We start from the raw sequence: 16,374 nt of genomic DNA, 5'->3' as shown, positions 1-16,374 counted from the left end.
CACTACGTCACAGCGCACGTTCGCTTCCCTCAACTTGCGATCAAACGTGTGACCTGCGTCAACCTGAAATATAACGAACGACCTAGATAATACGGACGGAGCCACAGCCTTTTCTGGTGATCTGCAGGCGATCACCGACACGCTGAAAGGCAGCGCGAAAGGACAGCTACTGCGGCAGGGGGTTCTGATGTTTTCCAGGTTGAGTCGTTTGAGCGTTCGCAACCGCATATGGTTGATCGTGACCATACTGGTCGGTAGCGTCGTACTCGGCGCCTTGCTCGATGGAATGGCGCTGCGCGATGCCCTCTGGCGCGAAAGGGAGCTTCAGACCAAGAGCCTCGTCGTGTCCGGTCACGACGTCATGCTGCATTTCCACGCACTGCAGCTGGATGGCACGCTGTCGGCCGCCGACGCACAACGTGCGGCGATCAGCGCCGTTCGTGCCATGCGTCGTTCGGACAGCGAGTACCTCTGGATTGCCGACATGAGCGGCAAGGATCCAAGAGTGGTGATGCACCCCTTGCAGCCCAGGCTCGAGGGTCGCCTGCTCGACGCATCCCGCTTCACCTTTGTGCCGGACCTGCGTTCGCTCCCGGATCCTTCCCAGGTACCGACGCACGGGACAAGGGACACGCAGGCAACCCTCCGCGCACTCGCCGAGCACGGCGGAGATGGTTACCTGAGCTACGTCTGGCCCCGGTCCGCGTCCTCGCCCGATCAGCCCGCGGAGCTTTATCCGAAGCTCTCCTATGTCCGTAATGTGGCGCCGTGGAGCTGGGTCATCGGTTCCGGTGTATTCGTTGAAGACGTTGACGCAGCGATCTGGAATCAGACCTCCAACACCGTGCTGCGCACGGGCATTGCCGGCATCGTCCTGTTGCTGCTCGCCTCGCTCGTGGCACGCAGCATCACGCTCCCGCTCCAACGTTCCACACGGGCGATGCGTGGTATCGGTGCACCATGGGGCAAGGCCGAACGTCTGCCTGTCGAAGGTCATGGAGAACTTGCCGAACTCGCCACCGGCTTCAACCGGATGCTCGACGAGCTTGAGGCGCACGAAGCGGCACAGACTCAACGCGAGCAGCATCTCGAGGAAGCGGTCGCCCGACGCACGGCCGAGCTCAGGGCCGCGAACAGGCAACTTGAAGCAGAGCTCACCGAAAGACAGCAGGCAGAGCAGGCACTGCGTGACAGCGAAGCACGCTTCAGCAATATCTGCACCACGGCGCAGGACGCGATCTTCCTGATCGACGAACAGCGACGCATTTCGTACTGGAATCCCGCCGCCGGGCGGATCTACGGCTACAGCGCAGACGAAGTGCTCGGTCGTGACGTACTTGAGTTTGTCATCCCTGAACGCCTCATGGGCTGGGCCAGCGCAGAATTCTCCGAGTTCATCGCAAGCGACGACTACAAGCGCAATGGCAGGCAGCACGAGGTAACCGGTCGCAGCCGGGATGGCCGCGAGTTTGCCGCTTCGCTGTCGGTCTCGGCCATCAGGCTCAATGGAAAGTGGTCAGCAGTGTGTTTCGTCCGCGACATCAGCGAGCAGAAGCAGTCTTCGCAGGCAGTGCGCGAAAGCCGGGCGCGCATGCGTGCGCTCCTGGACGCAAGCAGCGAATCCGTGCTGCTCCTCGACCCCGCGGGTGTGATTCTCGAGATCAACGCCTGTGCCGCACAGCGCTTCAACCTGACTCCCGAAGACATGAGTGGCCGGAACTTCTTCGACTATCTGCCACCTGCACTGGTCGCACCACGTAATGCCGCGATACAGCAGGTCGTGATCAGCGGAGAGCCCACGCACCTGAACGACCGCCGCGACGGACGCTTCTTCGACAACAACCTCTATCCGGTCAAGGACGACAACGGCAGGGTCGAGAGCGTCGCAGTTTACGCCCGGGACACGACAGAGCACGAGCGCAATAACGCAATCGGGGCCACCTTCAACCGCATGGACAATCTGCTCCTGCAGCAAAAGACCGAACTGGCCGCAATTGCGCGTATCTTCTGCCAGCGCATCGTACCCATCTTCGACTTTATCGGAGCCTGGATCGGGCGCGCGGAGAAAGACGGCCGCCTTACCGTGATCGCCACCTCGGACACCGAGGCCAGCGGCGCACTCGAGGCTCTGAGCAAGGCCGCCCTGCGCTGGGACGACGCACCTCATTGCCAGCCTGCCTCCAAGGTGATGCGCAGCGGCGAACCGGAAATCGTGGATTTCGCCGACGCCGGATGTCACGGCTGCGAGGGCAGCATCCATGCGCTCGGCGCCGGAGAATCCATCCTTTTGCCCCTGATGCTGCGCGGCAAGCCTTGGGGCGTTCTCACGTTCTACGGTCGTCGGAAAGGGCAATTCAGACACGCCAGCACGCTGGAGGTCCTCAAAGGCCTTGCAGATCGCGTCGGTGTCTCACTCGAGTCCGCCGTACAGCAGGAGTGGCTGACCCTGCTGAACACCGCGCTGGCCAATGTCGCCAATGCGGCCTATATCACCGACGGCAGCGGCACGATTCTGTGGGGCAACCGCGCGCTCTCGACCCTTTCCGGCTTCTCCGATGCCGAGATCCTGGGTGCAAACCCGATGATATTCAGCGCCAAGGACGACAACCCGGACCTCCATACACGTTTCCGTGACTCGATCAGCGCCGGCAAGACCTGGCATGGCGAACTCATCAACACCCACAGCACGGGCTCACGCTACACGGTGGACCAGACCATCACGCCCCTGCTTGATGCCAATGGAACGGTCACACACTACGTCGCCATTCTCGAAGACATCACCGAGCGCAAGAACACCGAGGAGCGGATGCAACATACCGCCCATCACGATCCGCTGACCGACCTTCCAAACCGGGGGCTCTTTATCGACCGCCTCGGCCAGGCACTGGCGCTGGCGCGCAGGGAGGCCCGCAGCGGCGCCCTGATGTTCCTCGACCTGGACCACTTCAAGGCGGTCAATGACAGGCTTGGACACGCCGCAGGCGATACCCTGCTGATTGCCGTGGCCGAACGCCTGCAGGCCCAGGTCAGGGAAAGCGACACCGTCGCGCGCCTTGGCGGTGACGAGTTCACCATCATCCTTCCCAGCCTGCGCGAGCCCGGCGATGCGGACATGCTGGCCGACAAGATCCTGCACGCACTCTCGCAGCCACTGACGATAGAGGGCGAAACGATACACATCGGCGCGAGCATCGGCATTGCGCGCTTCCCAGAGGCCGGCACCACCATCGAAACCCTGCTGCGCGCCGCCGACGATGCGATGTATGCCGCCAAACGATCCGGTCGCAACCGCCACATGGCGGCGGTGGCCGCGGACACGCCCGCCTGAGCGCGTCCCCGCATCACGCCTGATGACTCCGCCCTTGAGTGGCTTGAGGTGCACCCTCGTCGCAGCACGCAACCCCCCATCGAATCCGGCATGTCAAGCAAAAATATCACATTGAGTTTCCACTGCTCCTTGTCTAAGTTCAAGCTATCAGCATCGGCGACGCCACCGGGAGCAAGTACGTCCAGATGACGCCGCGAAGCCGCATCCTGCCTGTCCGAAAAGAGCCGGGGCCGGCCAGATGCTGACTGTCACCAGCAGGCCGGGCAGCCACATCGCATGGCGTTTTCGTCCGCGCCCGCACTGACCGATGTGAATGGGATGATTGATTCAGGAACGCAAGCCGCCGTGCGCCGTCACGGCGGCCGAGCAGACCGCATGCGCATCTTTCCGCCCGCCTTTGAGGGTGTTCCAGGAAGCTGGATCGATCAGGGGTTCCGGTCGCACCGTTGCGCACGGGATGCAGTCTCCAACCGGTTCGGCTTTGCCCGATCACGACGGGGTGGCCCATCGGGGCAGCCCCGGAAAAGGAGCCCGTCATGCCCGTCCAGTTCGCCGCCCCCGGGGTTTACATCCAGGAAATTCCGAGCGGGGTTCGCACCATTTCCAGCGTTGCCACCTCCGTTGCAGCCTTCCTCGGTGCCGCACCGCGCGGTCCGGTCAACAAGGCGGTTCGCATCCACAGCTTCGCGGATTTCGAGCGCAACTTTGGCGGCCTGTCCGCCGACTCCGAGATGAGCTACGGCGTGCGCCAGTTTTTTGGCAACGGCGGCGCGGACGCGTGGATCGTGCGCGTGGTCAAGGACGCCTCACCCGCGAGCCGGACCCTGCTCAGCAGTACCGCAGCCAACGTGCTCACCGTCACCGCGCTCGACGCCGGTGTATCCGGCAACGACATCCAGTTGCGGGTGGATTACACCACCGCACTGCCGGACAGCACCTTCAACCTCAGCGTCATCCGCAGCAGCGACGGGCGCGCAGAGCAGTACGCCAACGTGTCCATGAATTCGGCCGATGCGCGCTATCTGCCGGACCTGGTGAATGGCGTGTCGCAACTGGTGAAGGTCAGCCGCGATGTCCCTCAGGCAACCCTCGACGGACTGCCCGCCGGCACTTCGACCAGCGGCGCGATTGCAGATGTTGCTACCGTGATTGACGCTACACATACGGACTTCCGGGTGGTGGTCAACGGCTTGCCGTCGGTCACCGTCAGCATCACGCTGCCGGCGGACATTGCCGGCGGCACCGCCATCCAGCGCCTGACCACCCTTGCCGCGGCCATCCAGGCCAAGGTTCGGGCACAGGCCGCAGGCAAGCCGGCCTTGCTCAACTTCACCTGCACCCGCACCGGTTCCACCCTCGTTCTGGGTTCGGGCAGCGGGGGCGAGTTCTCCTCGGTACGGGTGCTGGCCGGCGCGCGCAACAATGCTGCGGGCGTGCTCAAGCTGGGTGCGGCTGCAGGCGGCATCGAAGCCGATGCGGTCGCCGCAATCCGTCCGGCACGACTGCCCGACCCCGCAACGCTGACCAGCGGTGCGTTCGCCGCAAACGATCTGGACGCGCTGCCCGATGCGACGCACAGCAGCCTTCGCATCAGCCTCGACGGTTACGGGCCCGACCTTGTGGATATCGGCGTTGCCCCGGCGGCCGGCGCCAACCTCGGGGCGAAAATGGCCGATGTCGCAGCCCGTCTGCAGGCAGCGGTTCGTGCGCTCAAACCCGGCAACCCCGCCTATCGCGATTTCGTGGCGAGCGTTCAGGGCAGCATCCTGGTGCTTGCGTCCGGTTCGCGTGGCGCGGGCTCGGCGATCGCCGTGAGCGCCGCCGCGAGCAATGACATCGCAACCGGCCTTCACCTGCTCACAGGCGCCGTCCTGTCGCCGCCGCCCACCGATGCCTTCCTCGGCGGCGGCAGCGAGACCCCTTATGCCGCGGCCGACATCTACCCCGCGTTCATCGGCAGTCGTAGCAAGCGCGAGGGTCTGTACGCACTGGAAGACGTGGACCTGTTCAACCTGCTGGTCATGCCTGGCATCACCGACAGTGGCGTGCTGACCGATGCAGCCAGCTATTGCCAGGAGCGCAGGGCCTTCTTCATCATCGACGCCCCGCCTTCGGCCACCGACGTGGCCACCATGGTGCAGTCGGCGTCCGGCACCGACCTGCCGAAATCCGATCATGCCGCGGTGTACTTCCCCTGGACGCATGTGGCCGACCCGCTCAAGAACGGCAAGCCGCGGCTCACACCGCCGAGCGGCACGATCGCCGGCCTGTACGCCCGTACCGACGGCAGCCGCGGCGTGTGGAAGGCGCCCGCCGGCACCGATGCCAACCTGTCCGGCGTGCAGTCGCTGGCGCTCACGCTCACCGACGGTGAGAACGGCAGCCTGAATCCGCTCGGCGTGAATTGCCTGCGCACCTTCCCGGTCTATGGTGCAGTGTGCTGGGGCGCGCGCACCTTGCGCGGTGCGGACCAGATGAGCTCGGAGTACAAGTACGTGCCCGTGCGACGGCTCGCGCTGTATATCGAAGAGTCGCTCTACCGCGGCACACAGTGGGTGGTGTTCGAACCCAACGACGAACCGCTGTGGGCGCAGATCCGGCTCAATATCGGCGCCTTCATGAACGGGCTGTTCCGCCAGGGTGCCTTCCAGGGCTCCTCACCGCGTGACGCCTACCTGGTGAAGTGCGACCGCGAAACCACGACGCAGGACGACATCAACCGCGGCGTGGTGAACATCCTGGTCGGCTTCGCGCCGCTCAAACCGGCGGAATTCGTCGTCATCAGCATTCAGCAACTCGCCGGACAGATTCAGGTGTAGGCGTACTGACCCATCGCCCCGCATACCCGTCATCGCATTCGAGGAGGCCGCACCATGGCGCAGTTCACCGTCAATTCGCAACGGTTCGATCCCTACAAGAACTTCAAATTCCGCGTGAAATGGGACGGCCGCTACGTCGCCGGCATCAGCAAGGTGTCCGCGCTCAAACGCAGCACCGAAGTCGTCGAGCACCGCGAAGGGGGCGACCCGTCCAGTTCGCGCAAGTCGCCGGGACGCAGCAAGTTCGACGCCATCACGCTCGAGCGCGGCGTCACCCACGACAAGGACTTCGAGCAGTGGGCCAACAAGGTCTGGAACCTCGGCTCGGGCCTGGGCAGCGAAGTCTCGCTCAAGGATTTCCGCAAGGACCTGATCATCGAGGTCTACAACGAAGCCGGCCAGCTCGCGCTGGCGTACAAGGTGTTCCGCTGCTGGGTGTCCGAGTATCAGGCCCTGCCCGACCTCGACGCCAATGCCAACGCGGTGGCGATACAGCAGATCAAGCTCGAGAACGAGGGCTGGGAGCGGGATTACGAAGTGAGCGAACCCAGTGAACCCAGCTACGTCGAGCCGGCCTGACGGAGCCCGCTTATGCGGCCACTCAGCGCTTCGCAACTCCTCTATCTGTGGGACGCCGGTCAGTCCCGGCATCCGATAGACCGCGCACTGCTTGCGCTCGCCCTGGGACTGCCCGAGGAGGCGCCGGACGGGCTTGCCGACCATCCGGTGGGCTGGCGCGAAGCCCGCCTGCTGGCACTGCGCAACGCCACCTTCGGCGCGCAGCTCGACGGCTACGATGCCTGCCCGCGCTGTGGCGCAATGATGGAGTTCTCGGTTGATGGCGACACGCTGCTGGCCGCACTGCCGCTGCCAGCGGACGATGCCTTGATCGAGCTCGATGGCGGTCAATGGCGCCTGCCTTCGAGCCGCGACCAGGCGCTCGCGCTCGCGGCGGACGACCCCGAGCGCGTCGCCCGGCACTTGCTCGCGCGCTGCCATGTTGCGGGCAGCGAAGACATCTCGGCCGCACAGGCCGCCGCGCTCGAAGCCCTGATGGAAGACCTGGACCCGGCAGCAAACATCCGTCTCGGCATGCACTGCAGCGAATGCGGCGAGCACTGGGACGCCCTGCTCGATGTCGGCAGCTGGTTCTGGGACGAACTCGGCGCCCGCGCACGCGAGCTGCTGCATGCGGTCCATCGGCTGGCCCTCGCCTACGGCTGGCGCGAAGCCGACATCCTCGCCCTGAGCCCGGCACGGCGTGCCGCCTATCTGGACCTGATCGGTTGAGGGCGACATGAGCGGATATCTCCTTCAACTCGCCAGACGCAGCCTCGGCATCAGCCACCGGGCGCGCAGCCGTGCAACGCTGCCCTATGCGACCGCCGCAACACGCGCCCCGATGGAAGAAGGCCCCGCGCCGACCTTCGAGCCCGGCCTGTCACAGCCGGACACTAACGGCAGTTCCACACCAGACCGCGACGCCGCTCACGCTCAGACCATGACGCCCACCCCGCACATGGCAGACGCCGCACGCACGCCACAGCCCCTGCTCCCCTCCCCGGCCCCGCGCGCCGCCGCCCTCCAGCACGCAGCGCTGGCAAAGCCCGACACGCCCGGTCCAGGCGAACGCGAGAACCGTCCCGCACCCGAGCGCCAGCGCGCTCAGCCCACCCGCAGCGGCTCAACACCGGACACCGACTCAGCGCCAGCCTTCGACGCCCCATTCACGGACGCGCCTCATCGCACACGTCCCGCTGCGCTCGCACCACCCGAGGCACGCCAGCCGCAGTCGGAAGTACAGCCCGCCGCGACGCCCCTGCGTGCTGGCTCAAGCCGGGACCTCGACAGCCTGATCGAGCGTCTGGTTTCGCCCGCAAGACAACCCACGCCAGCCGTACAGGACGAGGCCGAACCGACCGCAAACGACGCCGTGCCGACCCGCCCGCTGCCTGCGCGGGCAGCTGGATCGCCAGTCCGGCTGGCTGCTGCGTCCGAACGCCTGCGGAGCGAGGCGCAGCCACGCAAGCCGGCCGATGACACGGATGCGGCACCGGAGGTCCACATCACGATCGGTCGCCTGGAGATCAATCCTCCGCAACGCCCGGCGCCTCCGCCGCCGCAGCGTTGCGGCCCGGCGCCACTGTCGCTCTCCGACTATCTCGCCCGTCGTCAGGGAGGCGGATCATGAGCAATGCGCTTGCGATTGCCGCTGTCACTGCGGTCCTGAAGGACCTGCTGGACTCGGGCCTGATCGACCATGCCATCAACGACGCACTGGGCGCCGGTGTGATGGTCAGCGCCGGCGCACCCGACACGGTGTCGCTGGACGACAAGACGGCGCCACAGCTCAACCTCTTTCTGCACCAGGTGACGCCCAATCCGGCGTGGCGCAACGCTGCCCTGCCCAGCCGCGACAGCGCCGGCGGGCGCATCAGCAACCCGCCGCTGGCGCTCGACCTGCACTACCTGCTGACGGCCTATGGACGCGCAGACCTGCAGGCCGAAGTGCTGCTCGGCTACGCACTCCAGCTGCTGCACGAAAACCCGGTCATTCCGCGCGAAGCAATCCGTCGCGCACTGCAGCCCGAGATCGTCGACGGTGCCATTCTCCCCACCATCTACCAGAGCCTGCGCAGTGCGGACCTTGCCGAGCAGGTGGAACTGCTCAGAATCACGCCATCGGCAATCGGCAGCGAGGAAATGTCCCGCCTGTGGTCCGCGCTGCAGGCACGCTACCGGCCCACGGCGGCCTTCCAGGTGTCGGTGGTGCTGATCGAATCGATCAGGCCGGCGCGCAGCGCGCTTCCGGTACTCAGCAGAGGCGGCGTCGAACCGGCATCGGGACGCGAGCGTGGAATCAGTGTGTTCACCGGGAAGGTACCGCCACTGCCAACGCTCGAGGCCGTGATTCCGGCCGGTGGCCATCCGGTGGCGACGTCGGGCAGCGAGGTTCGTGTCGACGGCCATCACCTGGACGGCGCGGACCGCCACGTCACGCTGAGCATAGCGGCGCTGCAGCTCAGTCGCAGCCTCGCGATCGACGGCGGCAACAGCAATCAGATCCGCTTCACCGTCCCACCCGATCTGCCTGCCGGCCTCTACCGTCTGAGCATGTCCCTGCTGCGCCCGCAAGACGACCACGCGCGCACCACCAACCAGCTGCCGCTTGCGCTGGCCCCGACGCCGGTGCTGCCCCCCTTCAGTGCAGTCCGTGACGGCACGACCGTCACGCTGATGATGGATGTCGTCCCGGCGCTGCGACCGGGGCAATCGGTCTCCTTGATCCTGGGCGATCACGAGCTCAGTGCGGATCCGGTCTTCGCCCCAAGCAGCCGGCTCACCTTCAAGCTACACAACGCCCCTGCGCCCGGCACCACGCACCTCGTGCGCCTGCGGGTGGATGGCTTCGAGAGCACGATCATCGACCGTGTGAGCACACCGGTGTCCTATCTCGACCGCAGGATCACACTGCCATGAACGCACCCATGGCTCCGGACTGGGTCAGCGCCAACCAACAACTGCTGGTTCATGAGTTCGCACGCCTCAGGGCCTTGCTGCAACCGGAAGCCACCGCCGTCCCTTTGACCCACGCCTGCTCGACCGAGCATGTGCAGGCACTGCACGAGCACGGCGCCATTGACCAGCTCACAAGCAGCTTCGACCTGTCAGGCTTCGAGCGCGATCTGCTGTTGCTGTGTGCAGGCGTCGAGATGGATGCCGGAGTGGCACTGGCATGTGCGCACGGGCATGGTGATGAGGGCCGCCCCTGGGCGAGCTTCGGGCTCGCATTGGCAGCGCTGCAGGCACCGCACTGGAGCGCGCTGTCACCGCATTCGCCGCTGCGCCACTGGCGCCTGATCGAGATCGACCCCACGCCAGGCCTCGCGACGGCACGGCTGCGCATCGACGAACGCATTCTCCACTTCCTGGCAGGCATCAACGAACTTGACCGCCGGCTGTCACCGCTTGTCTCAACGGTCGACACAGCGCACCTGCAGCCGCCGAGCCACAGGCTGGTGACCCGGCAGGTGATCGATACCCTGACGGACGCAGCGTCGAATCGCCGGACACCGCCCCTCATCCTGTTCGAGGGCGACGATCCGATGGCTCAGCGCGATATCGCCGCGCGCGCAGCAAGCGCCCTCGGCCTTGGGTGCCGGGTGCTGAACGCAGAGGACATTCCGCGCGCAGCGGATGAACGCAGCGCACTGCAGACGCTCTGGGCACGCGAAGCACGATTGCTTGGCGTGGCCTTGATCATGTCCTTCACCACCGACAGTCCTGATGAAACCGCTGCGGCGCGCGGCTTTCTCGAGCATGTCGGCGGGACCTGTTTCGCGTGCGGCAATAGCGGCCTGGCAACGGTGCGACCCGCACGCCGTTTCCGCGTGGACAAGCCCGCCAGCGGGGAGCGCCACGCGCTGTGGACGGACGCGCTCGATGCGGAAACCGTCGAGCACCACAGCGCCGAGCTTGAGCGCACTGCAAGCCATTTCCGTCTTTCCAGCCACGCATTGCAGGCCATCGCCCGCGAAGCGTCCAATGTATCGCACACGAACCGCGCACAAGTACCCGCCACCGGGTCGGGCTTGTGGCAGCGTTGCAGGCAGGAGACCAACAGCGCGCTCGACGCCCTTGCGCAGCGTTTGTCGACCGAGGCAGGCTGGGACGATCTGGTCTTGCCCGATGCGCAGCTTGGCGTCCTGCGGCAGATCGCGGCACACGTCCGCCAGCGTCATGTCGTGTTCGAGCGCTGGGGTTTCGCCGGGACAGGCAGTCGCGGGCTCGGTCTGGCCTCGCTGTTTGCGGGCGAGAGCGGCACCGGCAAGACGCTCGCGGCAGAGGTCCTGGCCAACGCCCTGCAACTCGACCTCTACCGCGTCGACCTGTCATCCGTGGTGAGCAAGTACATCGGCGAGACCGAGAAGAACCTGCGTCGCATTTTCGACGCAGCCGAAGACTGCGGCGCCATCCTGCTCTTCGATGAAGCCGACGCGCTGTTCGGCAAGCGCAGCGAGGTCAAGGACAGCCACGATCGCTACGCAAACATCGAGATCAGCTACCTGCTGCAGCGGATGGAGTCGTACCACGGCCTTGCAATCCTCACCACCAACCTGAAGTCGAGCCTGGACAGCGCCTTCACGCGCCGCCTGCGCTTCGTCGTTCAGTTTCCGTTTCCCGATTCAGGGCAGCGCCTCGCCTTGTGGAAACGCGCTTTTCCGCCGGCAGCCCCCACCGCCACACTCGACTTCGACAAGCTGGCCCGGCTGTCGGTCACGGGTGGCAGCATCCGCAACATTGCGCTGTCTGCGGCGTTTCTTGCCGCTGACGCCGGCGACGCCATCGGCATGCAGCACCTTCTCCAGGCCGCTCATGGCGATGCCGCGAAACGCGAGCACCCACTGACCGATGCAGAGACGAGGGGATGGACATGAGCAAGTTTCATCTTCACATCGACCATCTGAGCCTCCCCCCCGGCTTCAGCCCGGCGCAGCAGCGCGACTACATCGCCGCCCTCGAACAGCAGATCGCAGCCCGTATCGCGAGCGGTGTGTCGGCGTCTTCACTCGTCCCGGCACGCAGCAGTGTCAAAACTGGAAGCACAGCTGACCTGCGAGCCGAGACGCTCGCCCGCACCACTGTGGAGGCGCTCAACATCAAGCCTCCCGCGGGCGGCACCGGGACTGGCGGAGAAACGTCATGAACCGCCTGCACACCGCTTCGATTCGCGACACCGCATCCGCGCCGGATCGCCCGGCACGGGAGTCCGCTGCCGATCGCAGTGCGATCCGCGCATTCGACACCCTCGCCGGCCACACCGAACCGGTGCGTGAGCGCAGCCTGATACCCGACCGCTCGGGCACGCACAGCCCGCTCCCCAAGGGCAGCCCGCAACCAATCCCGCCGGCCTTGCGCGCGCAGTTTGAACGCGGATTCGGACACGACTTCTCCCGTGTGCGCATCTTTGCGACCGGTGCAAGCGCAGAGGCCGTGCGTGCGGCGGGCAGCCGCGCCATCACATGGGGCTCGGACATCGCCCTCGCGCCGGGGCAATGGTCTCCCGGCAGCGCAGCCGGCCGCGCGCTGCTGGCCCATGAGCTCGCGCATGTTGTGCAACAGGCTGGCGAAGCGCGTCCCCGCCTTGAGCACAAGACGCTGGACGAGGAGATCGACGAGGCCTTGGCAAAACGCGTGACGGACGCGAAGGGCCTCGACCCGACCCATCCGGACTATGCAATGAACCTCCAGAGCTACGGATTCTCCATCACCCACGACAAGGACATGAATCTGCTCGAGGAGCCCAAGGACGCAAAGGCCAAGGCCGAATGGAAGCGCAACTTCCAGAAGGCTGAAAAACTGGCTGGACGGATTCTGGATAACAGCGGCCCGAAAGTCTTCCAGAAGGAATCCCGTGCGCAGATGCTCGCGACAGACCTCGCAGCTGCCGGATTCATCGACCAGGCAATGGCACTCGCCCCGAAGATCACCGATTCAGGCGAGCGCAAGTTTGTCTATCAGACCGTACTCGGCCATCCCGCCAAGGTATCGGAAGCGCAGATCACCACCATCGCTCAGTTCCAGGCAGCGAACGCGAGTTCGCTTGGTGATCATGGTCTGTTCACCCGGCTGACGACCGATCAGGGCAAATATGCGGCCAAGCTGGGCGCGGCAAAGGTCAATGCAGCGCTCAAGGTCGTCGTGAAGGCCTATGCCACCGACGCTGATCTGCCCCTGAAGCTTGCCCAGGTGATGTTCTACCATCCTGCGAGCCGAACCGACTTCACCGAATGGATGATGACGGACAAGCGCAGCGCCTTGCTGCGGGCTGTGTCGGAACAGGCTTACTTCGTCGAGGGTGCGCAGATCCAGACTGGCGGCAAGACGATCAATCCGGATGCGAATACGCTGGCGTGGTCCATCGGCAACAAACAGCGCGTCACGGTCGAAGACGTTCTCGCGCTGTCGAAGGCTTCCGGCATTGCGATCCCGGCACCGGCATCGCGCAGCATCGGTGTCCTCAAGGCCTGGCTTGAAGCAAACACCGAGAAGATCGGTCAGGCGGTGGACAAGCAGAATCCCGGAAACCCGGCAGCAGCGAAGGCACTGTTCAAGCAGATCACGGAGGCCTTCACCTGGCATGTACTGCCGGATGCGTCCGAGGACATCAAGCCTGACAAATCGGGGCACCTCACCAAGCTGACGGCAGCGGGCCCGCGGAATTCGCAGCTCAAGGTCGATTGCGATGTGCTGGCGACCTACGGCGTGCGCCTGCTCACGGCAAGCGGCTTCACGCCGATCGGCTACATGGCGGTGAAGCCAAGCGACAACGGCCGTGCGGCGCACGCGATGGCCCTGCTGAAGCACGGCAAGACCTACCAGGCAATCTCGAACAGCGCCTCCACCGAACTGACCGCGACGACCAAGGACGATGCGCTGAAGGAACTGCGTGACTTTGGTCTTCAGGAAGCCTACGACGCGAACCGCCCACTTACCGGTTACGACATCTTCTACATGGACTGCGATGCCAAAGGCACCTTGCCCGACGACCTCGCGAACATGGACAGCAAGACCCGACAAGGGAGTCTGAGCAAATGAGCAGCCCCCTCTCGCCCCGCCTGCTGCGCGGCGGCCTGATCCTGATCGATCCGTCCAGCGGCGCGGTGCAGCGCGTGATCTCGCTGCAGTACAACCCCGAGACCCTGAGCCGCACGCTGCAGCCGCAGACCTCGGAACAGAGCGGGACGTTTTCCGAAGCCCTGCGGCTCAATGGACCGCCGACCGAGACCATCAGGCTCGACGCCGAGATCGACGCCACCGACCAGCTCGAAGTCCCCGACCAGCATCCGGCGGTGACCGCATCCGGCATCCACGGCCAGCTCGCCGCACTCGAGACCATCGTCTATCCGGACAGCGCGGCGCTGATCCACAACAACCTGCTTGCCAGTCTCGGCACGCTCGAAATCGCGCCCACCGTCGCACCGCTCACCCTGTTCGTGTGGAGCCGGGAGCGCGTGGTGCCGGTGCGGATTACCGACTTCTCGGTTACCGAGGAAGCCTTCGACGCCAGCCTCAACCCGATCCGAGCCAGGGTTTCGCTGGGTCTGCGGGTGCTGCATGTGGGCGATCTGGGCTTCGGCGACAAGGGAGGACACCTGTACATGGTTTATCAGCAACGCAAGGAACGTCTCGCCGCGGGGGCCGCCACCGGCAGCCTGTCCTCCGTCGGGCTGGCGTCACTGCCATGAGCATCGAACGCTTTCCCCCCAACAGCCGCTACGCCGGCGTGGCCACGGGCGAACTGACGACAGCCGACGGCGAGAAGCGCGTCTTTCTGCGCCGCCGTTTCATCCCCGACCCCGCCAGCCTGGTGAGCATGGGCGAAGTGCGGGTGGAGGCCGGTGAGCGCCTCGATCGCATTGCGGCCGCGAATCTGGGCGACCCGGTGCAGTTCTGGCGCATCGCCGACGGCAACGATGCGCAGATTCCGGACGAGCTGGAAACCCCCGGCCGCGTGCTGCGCCTGACCCTGCCTGCCGGACTCAGCGGCGGCGGCAATTTTGGCAATGGTGGCGGCGGTGCTTAAGGGCATCCAGCTTACGCTGCTGGTGGGACCGGGCGTGCCCGTGCCCGCACCGAAGCCGGTCATGGACGCACTGGAGAGCGTCGAAGTGACCTCGGCGGCAGGCAGCCCGAGCGGCTTCCAGCTCGCCTTCGCCATCGACAGCCGCTCGCCATTGCACACCCTGCTGCTGATCGCAGGCGGGCAGGTCCCCTGGCTGCGGGTCATCCTGGTGGCCACGCTCAACAGCCTTCCCACGGTACTGATGGACGGACTCATCACCCGCCAGGAGATCAGCGGCGGCAACGAGCCGGGTCAGGGACGCCTCACCATTACCGGTGAGGATCTGACCGTGGCCATGGACAAGCAGGACATGAGCGGCCTGCCCTATCCGGCCATGCCGCCCGCCGCGCGCGTGGCGCTGATCGTCGCCCGCTACGGGCTGTACGGCATGTTGCCGGTGATCATCCCCTCGGTGTTCGAGGACGTGCCGATTCCGGTCGACCGCATTCCCACCCACGAAGGCACCGACCTCGCCTACACCCGCCAGCTCGCCCGCGACGCGGGCCATGTGTTCTACATCGAGCCCGGACCGCTGCCTGGTGCCAACATTGCCTACTGGGGGCCGGAGATCCGTCTCGGCCCGGTGCAGCCAGCGCTGAACACCGGCATGGACGTACACACCAACGTGGAGTCGCTCTCCTTCGCGGTCAACCAGTCCGATGCGGAAATGCCGATCGTGTTCATCCAGAACCCGATCACCAAGTTTCCGATTCCGCTGCCGGTGCCCGACGTCAGCCTCGCCAACCCGCCGCTCGGGTTGATTCCGCCCATGGTCAAAAGCCTCAAGCTGATGAAGGAGACCGCCAAACTGTCGCCGATTGCGGCCCTGGGCAAGGGCCTGGCTGCTGCAGCCGCGTCCTCGGCAGACGCCGTGACCGGCAACGGCAGCCTCGACGTGTTGCGCTACGGCCACATCCTGAAGGCTCGCCAGCTGGTGGGCGTGCGCGGCGCCGGCATGGCGTTCGACGGCCTGTACTACGTGAAACGGGTCAGCAGCAGTCTGAAGGCCGGCGAGTTCCGGCAGTCGTTTTCACTGGCCCGCAACGGCCTTGTCTCCACCCTGCCACTGGTGCCCGCATGAGCGAGAAGACACGTCATTTCGGCAAGTTCCGCGGGGTCGTGGTCAACAACATCGACCCCATGCAGATGGGCCGCATCCAGGTTCAGGTGCCGGATGTGCTCGGCCCGGCGCTGTCATCCTGGGCCATGCCCTGCGTGCCCTTCGCCGGCATACAGAGCGGCGCCTTCGTGCTGCCGCAGATCGGCGCCGGCGTGTGGGTCGAGTTCGAACAGGGCGACGCCGACTATCCGATCTGGGTCGGCGGCTTCTGGGGTTCTGCGGCCGAAGTCCCGGCGCTGGCACTGGCCGGTCTGCCGGTTTCACCGAGCATCGTGCTGCAGACCGGCAACCAGAACGGACTGATGATCTCCGATCTGCCCGGCCCCACCGGCGGCATCCTGCTCAAGACCATGACCGGCGCGATGATCTCCATCAACGAGGTGGGGATCACCATCTCCAACGGCCAGGGCGCGACCATCATGCTCACCGGCCCGACGGTAAGCATCAATCAGGGCGCCCTCACGGTGATCTGACAACAACG

At 65.5% G+C, this 16,374-nt stretch carries 13 protein-coding genes; all 13 read left to right on the top strand.

Annotated elements, in window-relative coordinates; all coding sequences use genetic code 11:
* The first annotated feature begins 238 nt into the window (after nucleotides 1–238).
* The 13 genes from CEW83_RS03130 (at nucleotide 239) to CEW83_RS03070 (ending at nucleotide 16,366) form a co-directional block, all read left to right on the top strand.
* A complete protein-coding gene (locus CEW83_RS03130) occupies nucleotides 239–3,328 on the top strand; it encodes a PAS domain S-box protein (RefSeq protein WP_159099372.1) in 3,090 nt (1,029 codons plus the stop codon).
* A gap of 536 nt (nucleotides 3,329–3,864) precedes the next feature.
* Nucleotides 3,865–6,147, top strand: coding sequence for a phage tail sheath subtilisin-like domain-containing protein (locus CEW83_RS21290; protein ID WP_108948043.1), 2,283 nt, complete (start codon nucleotides 3,865–3,867; stop codon nucleotides 6,145–6,147).
* Between the two features lie 54 nt (nucleotides 6,148–6,201).
* Nucleotides 6,202–6,726, top strand: coding sequence for a phage tail protein (locus CEW83_RS03120; protein WP_108948042.1), 525 nt, complete (start codon nucleotides 6,202–6,204; stop codon nucleotides 6,724–6,726).
* Nucleotides 6,727–6,738: 12 nt separating this feature from the next.
* A complete protein-coding gene (locus CEW83_RS03115; protein WP_108948041.1) occupies nucleotides 6,739–7,437 on the top strand; it encodes a phage baseplate protein in 699 nt (232 codons plus the stop codon).
* Between the two features lie 7 nt (nucleotides 7,438–7,444).
* On the top strand, nucleotides 7,445–8,338 hold the full coding sequence (locus CEW83_RS03110) for a hypothetical protein (RefSeq protein ID WP_108948040.1): 894 nt from the start codon (nucleotides 7,445–7,447) through the stop codon (nucleotides 8,336–8,338).
* Complete coding sequence (locus tag CEW83_RS03105) at nucleotides 8,335–9,627, top strand: DUF4255 domain-containing protein (RefSeq protein ID WP_108948039.1); 1,293 nt, start codon at nucleotides 8,335–8,337, stop codon at nucleotides 9,625–9,627. Before CEW83_RS03110 ends, CEW83_RS03105 begins: the two co-directional genes overlap by 4 nt.
* On the top strand, nucleotides 9,624–11,585 hold the full coding sequence (locus tag CEW83_RS03100; protein WP_108948038.1) for an ATP-binding protein: 1,962 nt from the start codon (nucleotides 9,624–9,626) through the stop codon (nucleotides 11,583–11,585). Before CEW83_RS03105 ends, CEW83_RS03100 begins: the two co-directional genes overlap by 4 nt.
* On the top strand, nucleotides 11,582–11,854 hold the full coding sequence (locus tag CEW83_RS03095) for a hypothetical protein (protein ID WP_159099371.1): 273 nt from the start codon (nucleotides 11,582–11,584) through the stop codon (nucleotides 11,852–11,854). The genes CEW83_RS03100 and CEW83_RS03095 overlap by 4 nt, the downstream gene beginning before the upstream one ends.
* Nucleotides 11,851–13,746 carry a DUF4157 domain-containing protein gene (locus tag CEW83_RS03090; RefSeq protein ID WP_108948036.1) on the top strand — a complete coding sequence of 632 codons (1,896 nt, stop codon included), beginning with the start codon at nucleotides 11,851–11,853 and terminating at the stop codon, nucleotides 13,744–13,746. The genes CEW83_RS03095 and CEW83_RS03090 overlap by 4 nt, the downstream gene beginning before the upstream one ends.
* Nucleotides 13,743–14,396, top strand: a complete 654-nt coding sequence (locus CEW83_RS03085; protein WP_108948035.1) for a hypothetical protein — start codon at nucleotides 13,743–13,745, stop codon at nucleotides 14,394–14,396. Before CEW83_RS03090 ends, CEW83_RS03085 begins: the two co-directional genes overlap by 4 nt.
* Entirely contained in the window at nucleotides 14,393–14,734 is a 342-nt protein-coding gene (locus tag CEW83_RS03080; protein ID WP_108948034.1) for a hypothetical protein, read from the top strand. Before CEW83_RS03085 ends, CEW83_RS03080 begins: the two co-directional genes overlap by 4 nt.
* Nucleotides 14,727–15,854, top strand: coding sequence for a hypothetical protein (locus CEW83_RS03075; protein ID WP_108951162.1), 1,128 nt, complete (start codon nucleotides 14,727–14,729; stop codon nucleotides 15,852–15,854). Before CEW83_RS03080 ends, CEW83_RS03075 begins: the two co-directional genes overlap by 8 nt.
* Nucleotides 15,851–16,366, top strand: coding sequence for a phage baseplate assembly protein V (locus tag CEW83_RS03070; protein WP_108948033.1), 516 nt, complete (start codon nucleotides 15,851–15,853; stop codon nucleotides 16,364–16,366). The genes CEW83_RS03075 and CEW83_RS03070 overlap by 4 nt, the downstream gene beginning before the upstream one ends.
* Nucleotides 16,367–16,374: the final 8 nt, after the last annotated feature.

It is taken from the genome of Parazoarcus communis, from assembly GCF_003111645.1.
Lineage (GTDB): Bacteria > Pseudomonadota > Gammaproteobacteria > Burkholderiales > Rhodocyclaceae > Parazoarcus > Parazoarcus communis_A.
Note: the sequence above shows the minus strand (reverse complement) of the source record. Positions and strands in the feature narration are given on the sequence as shown.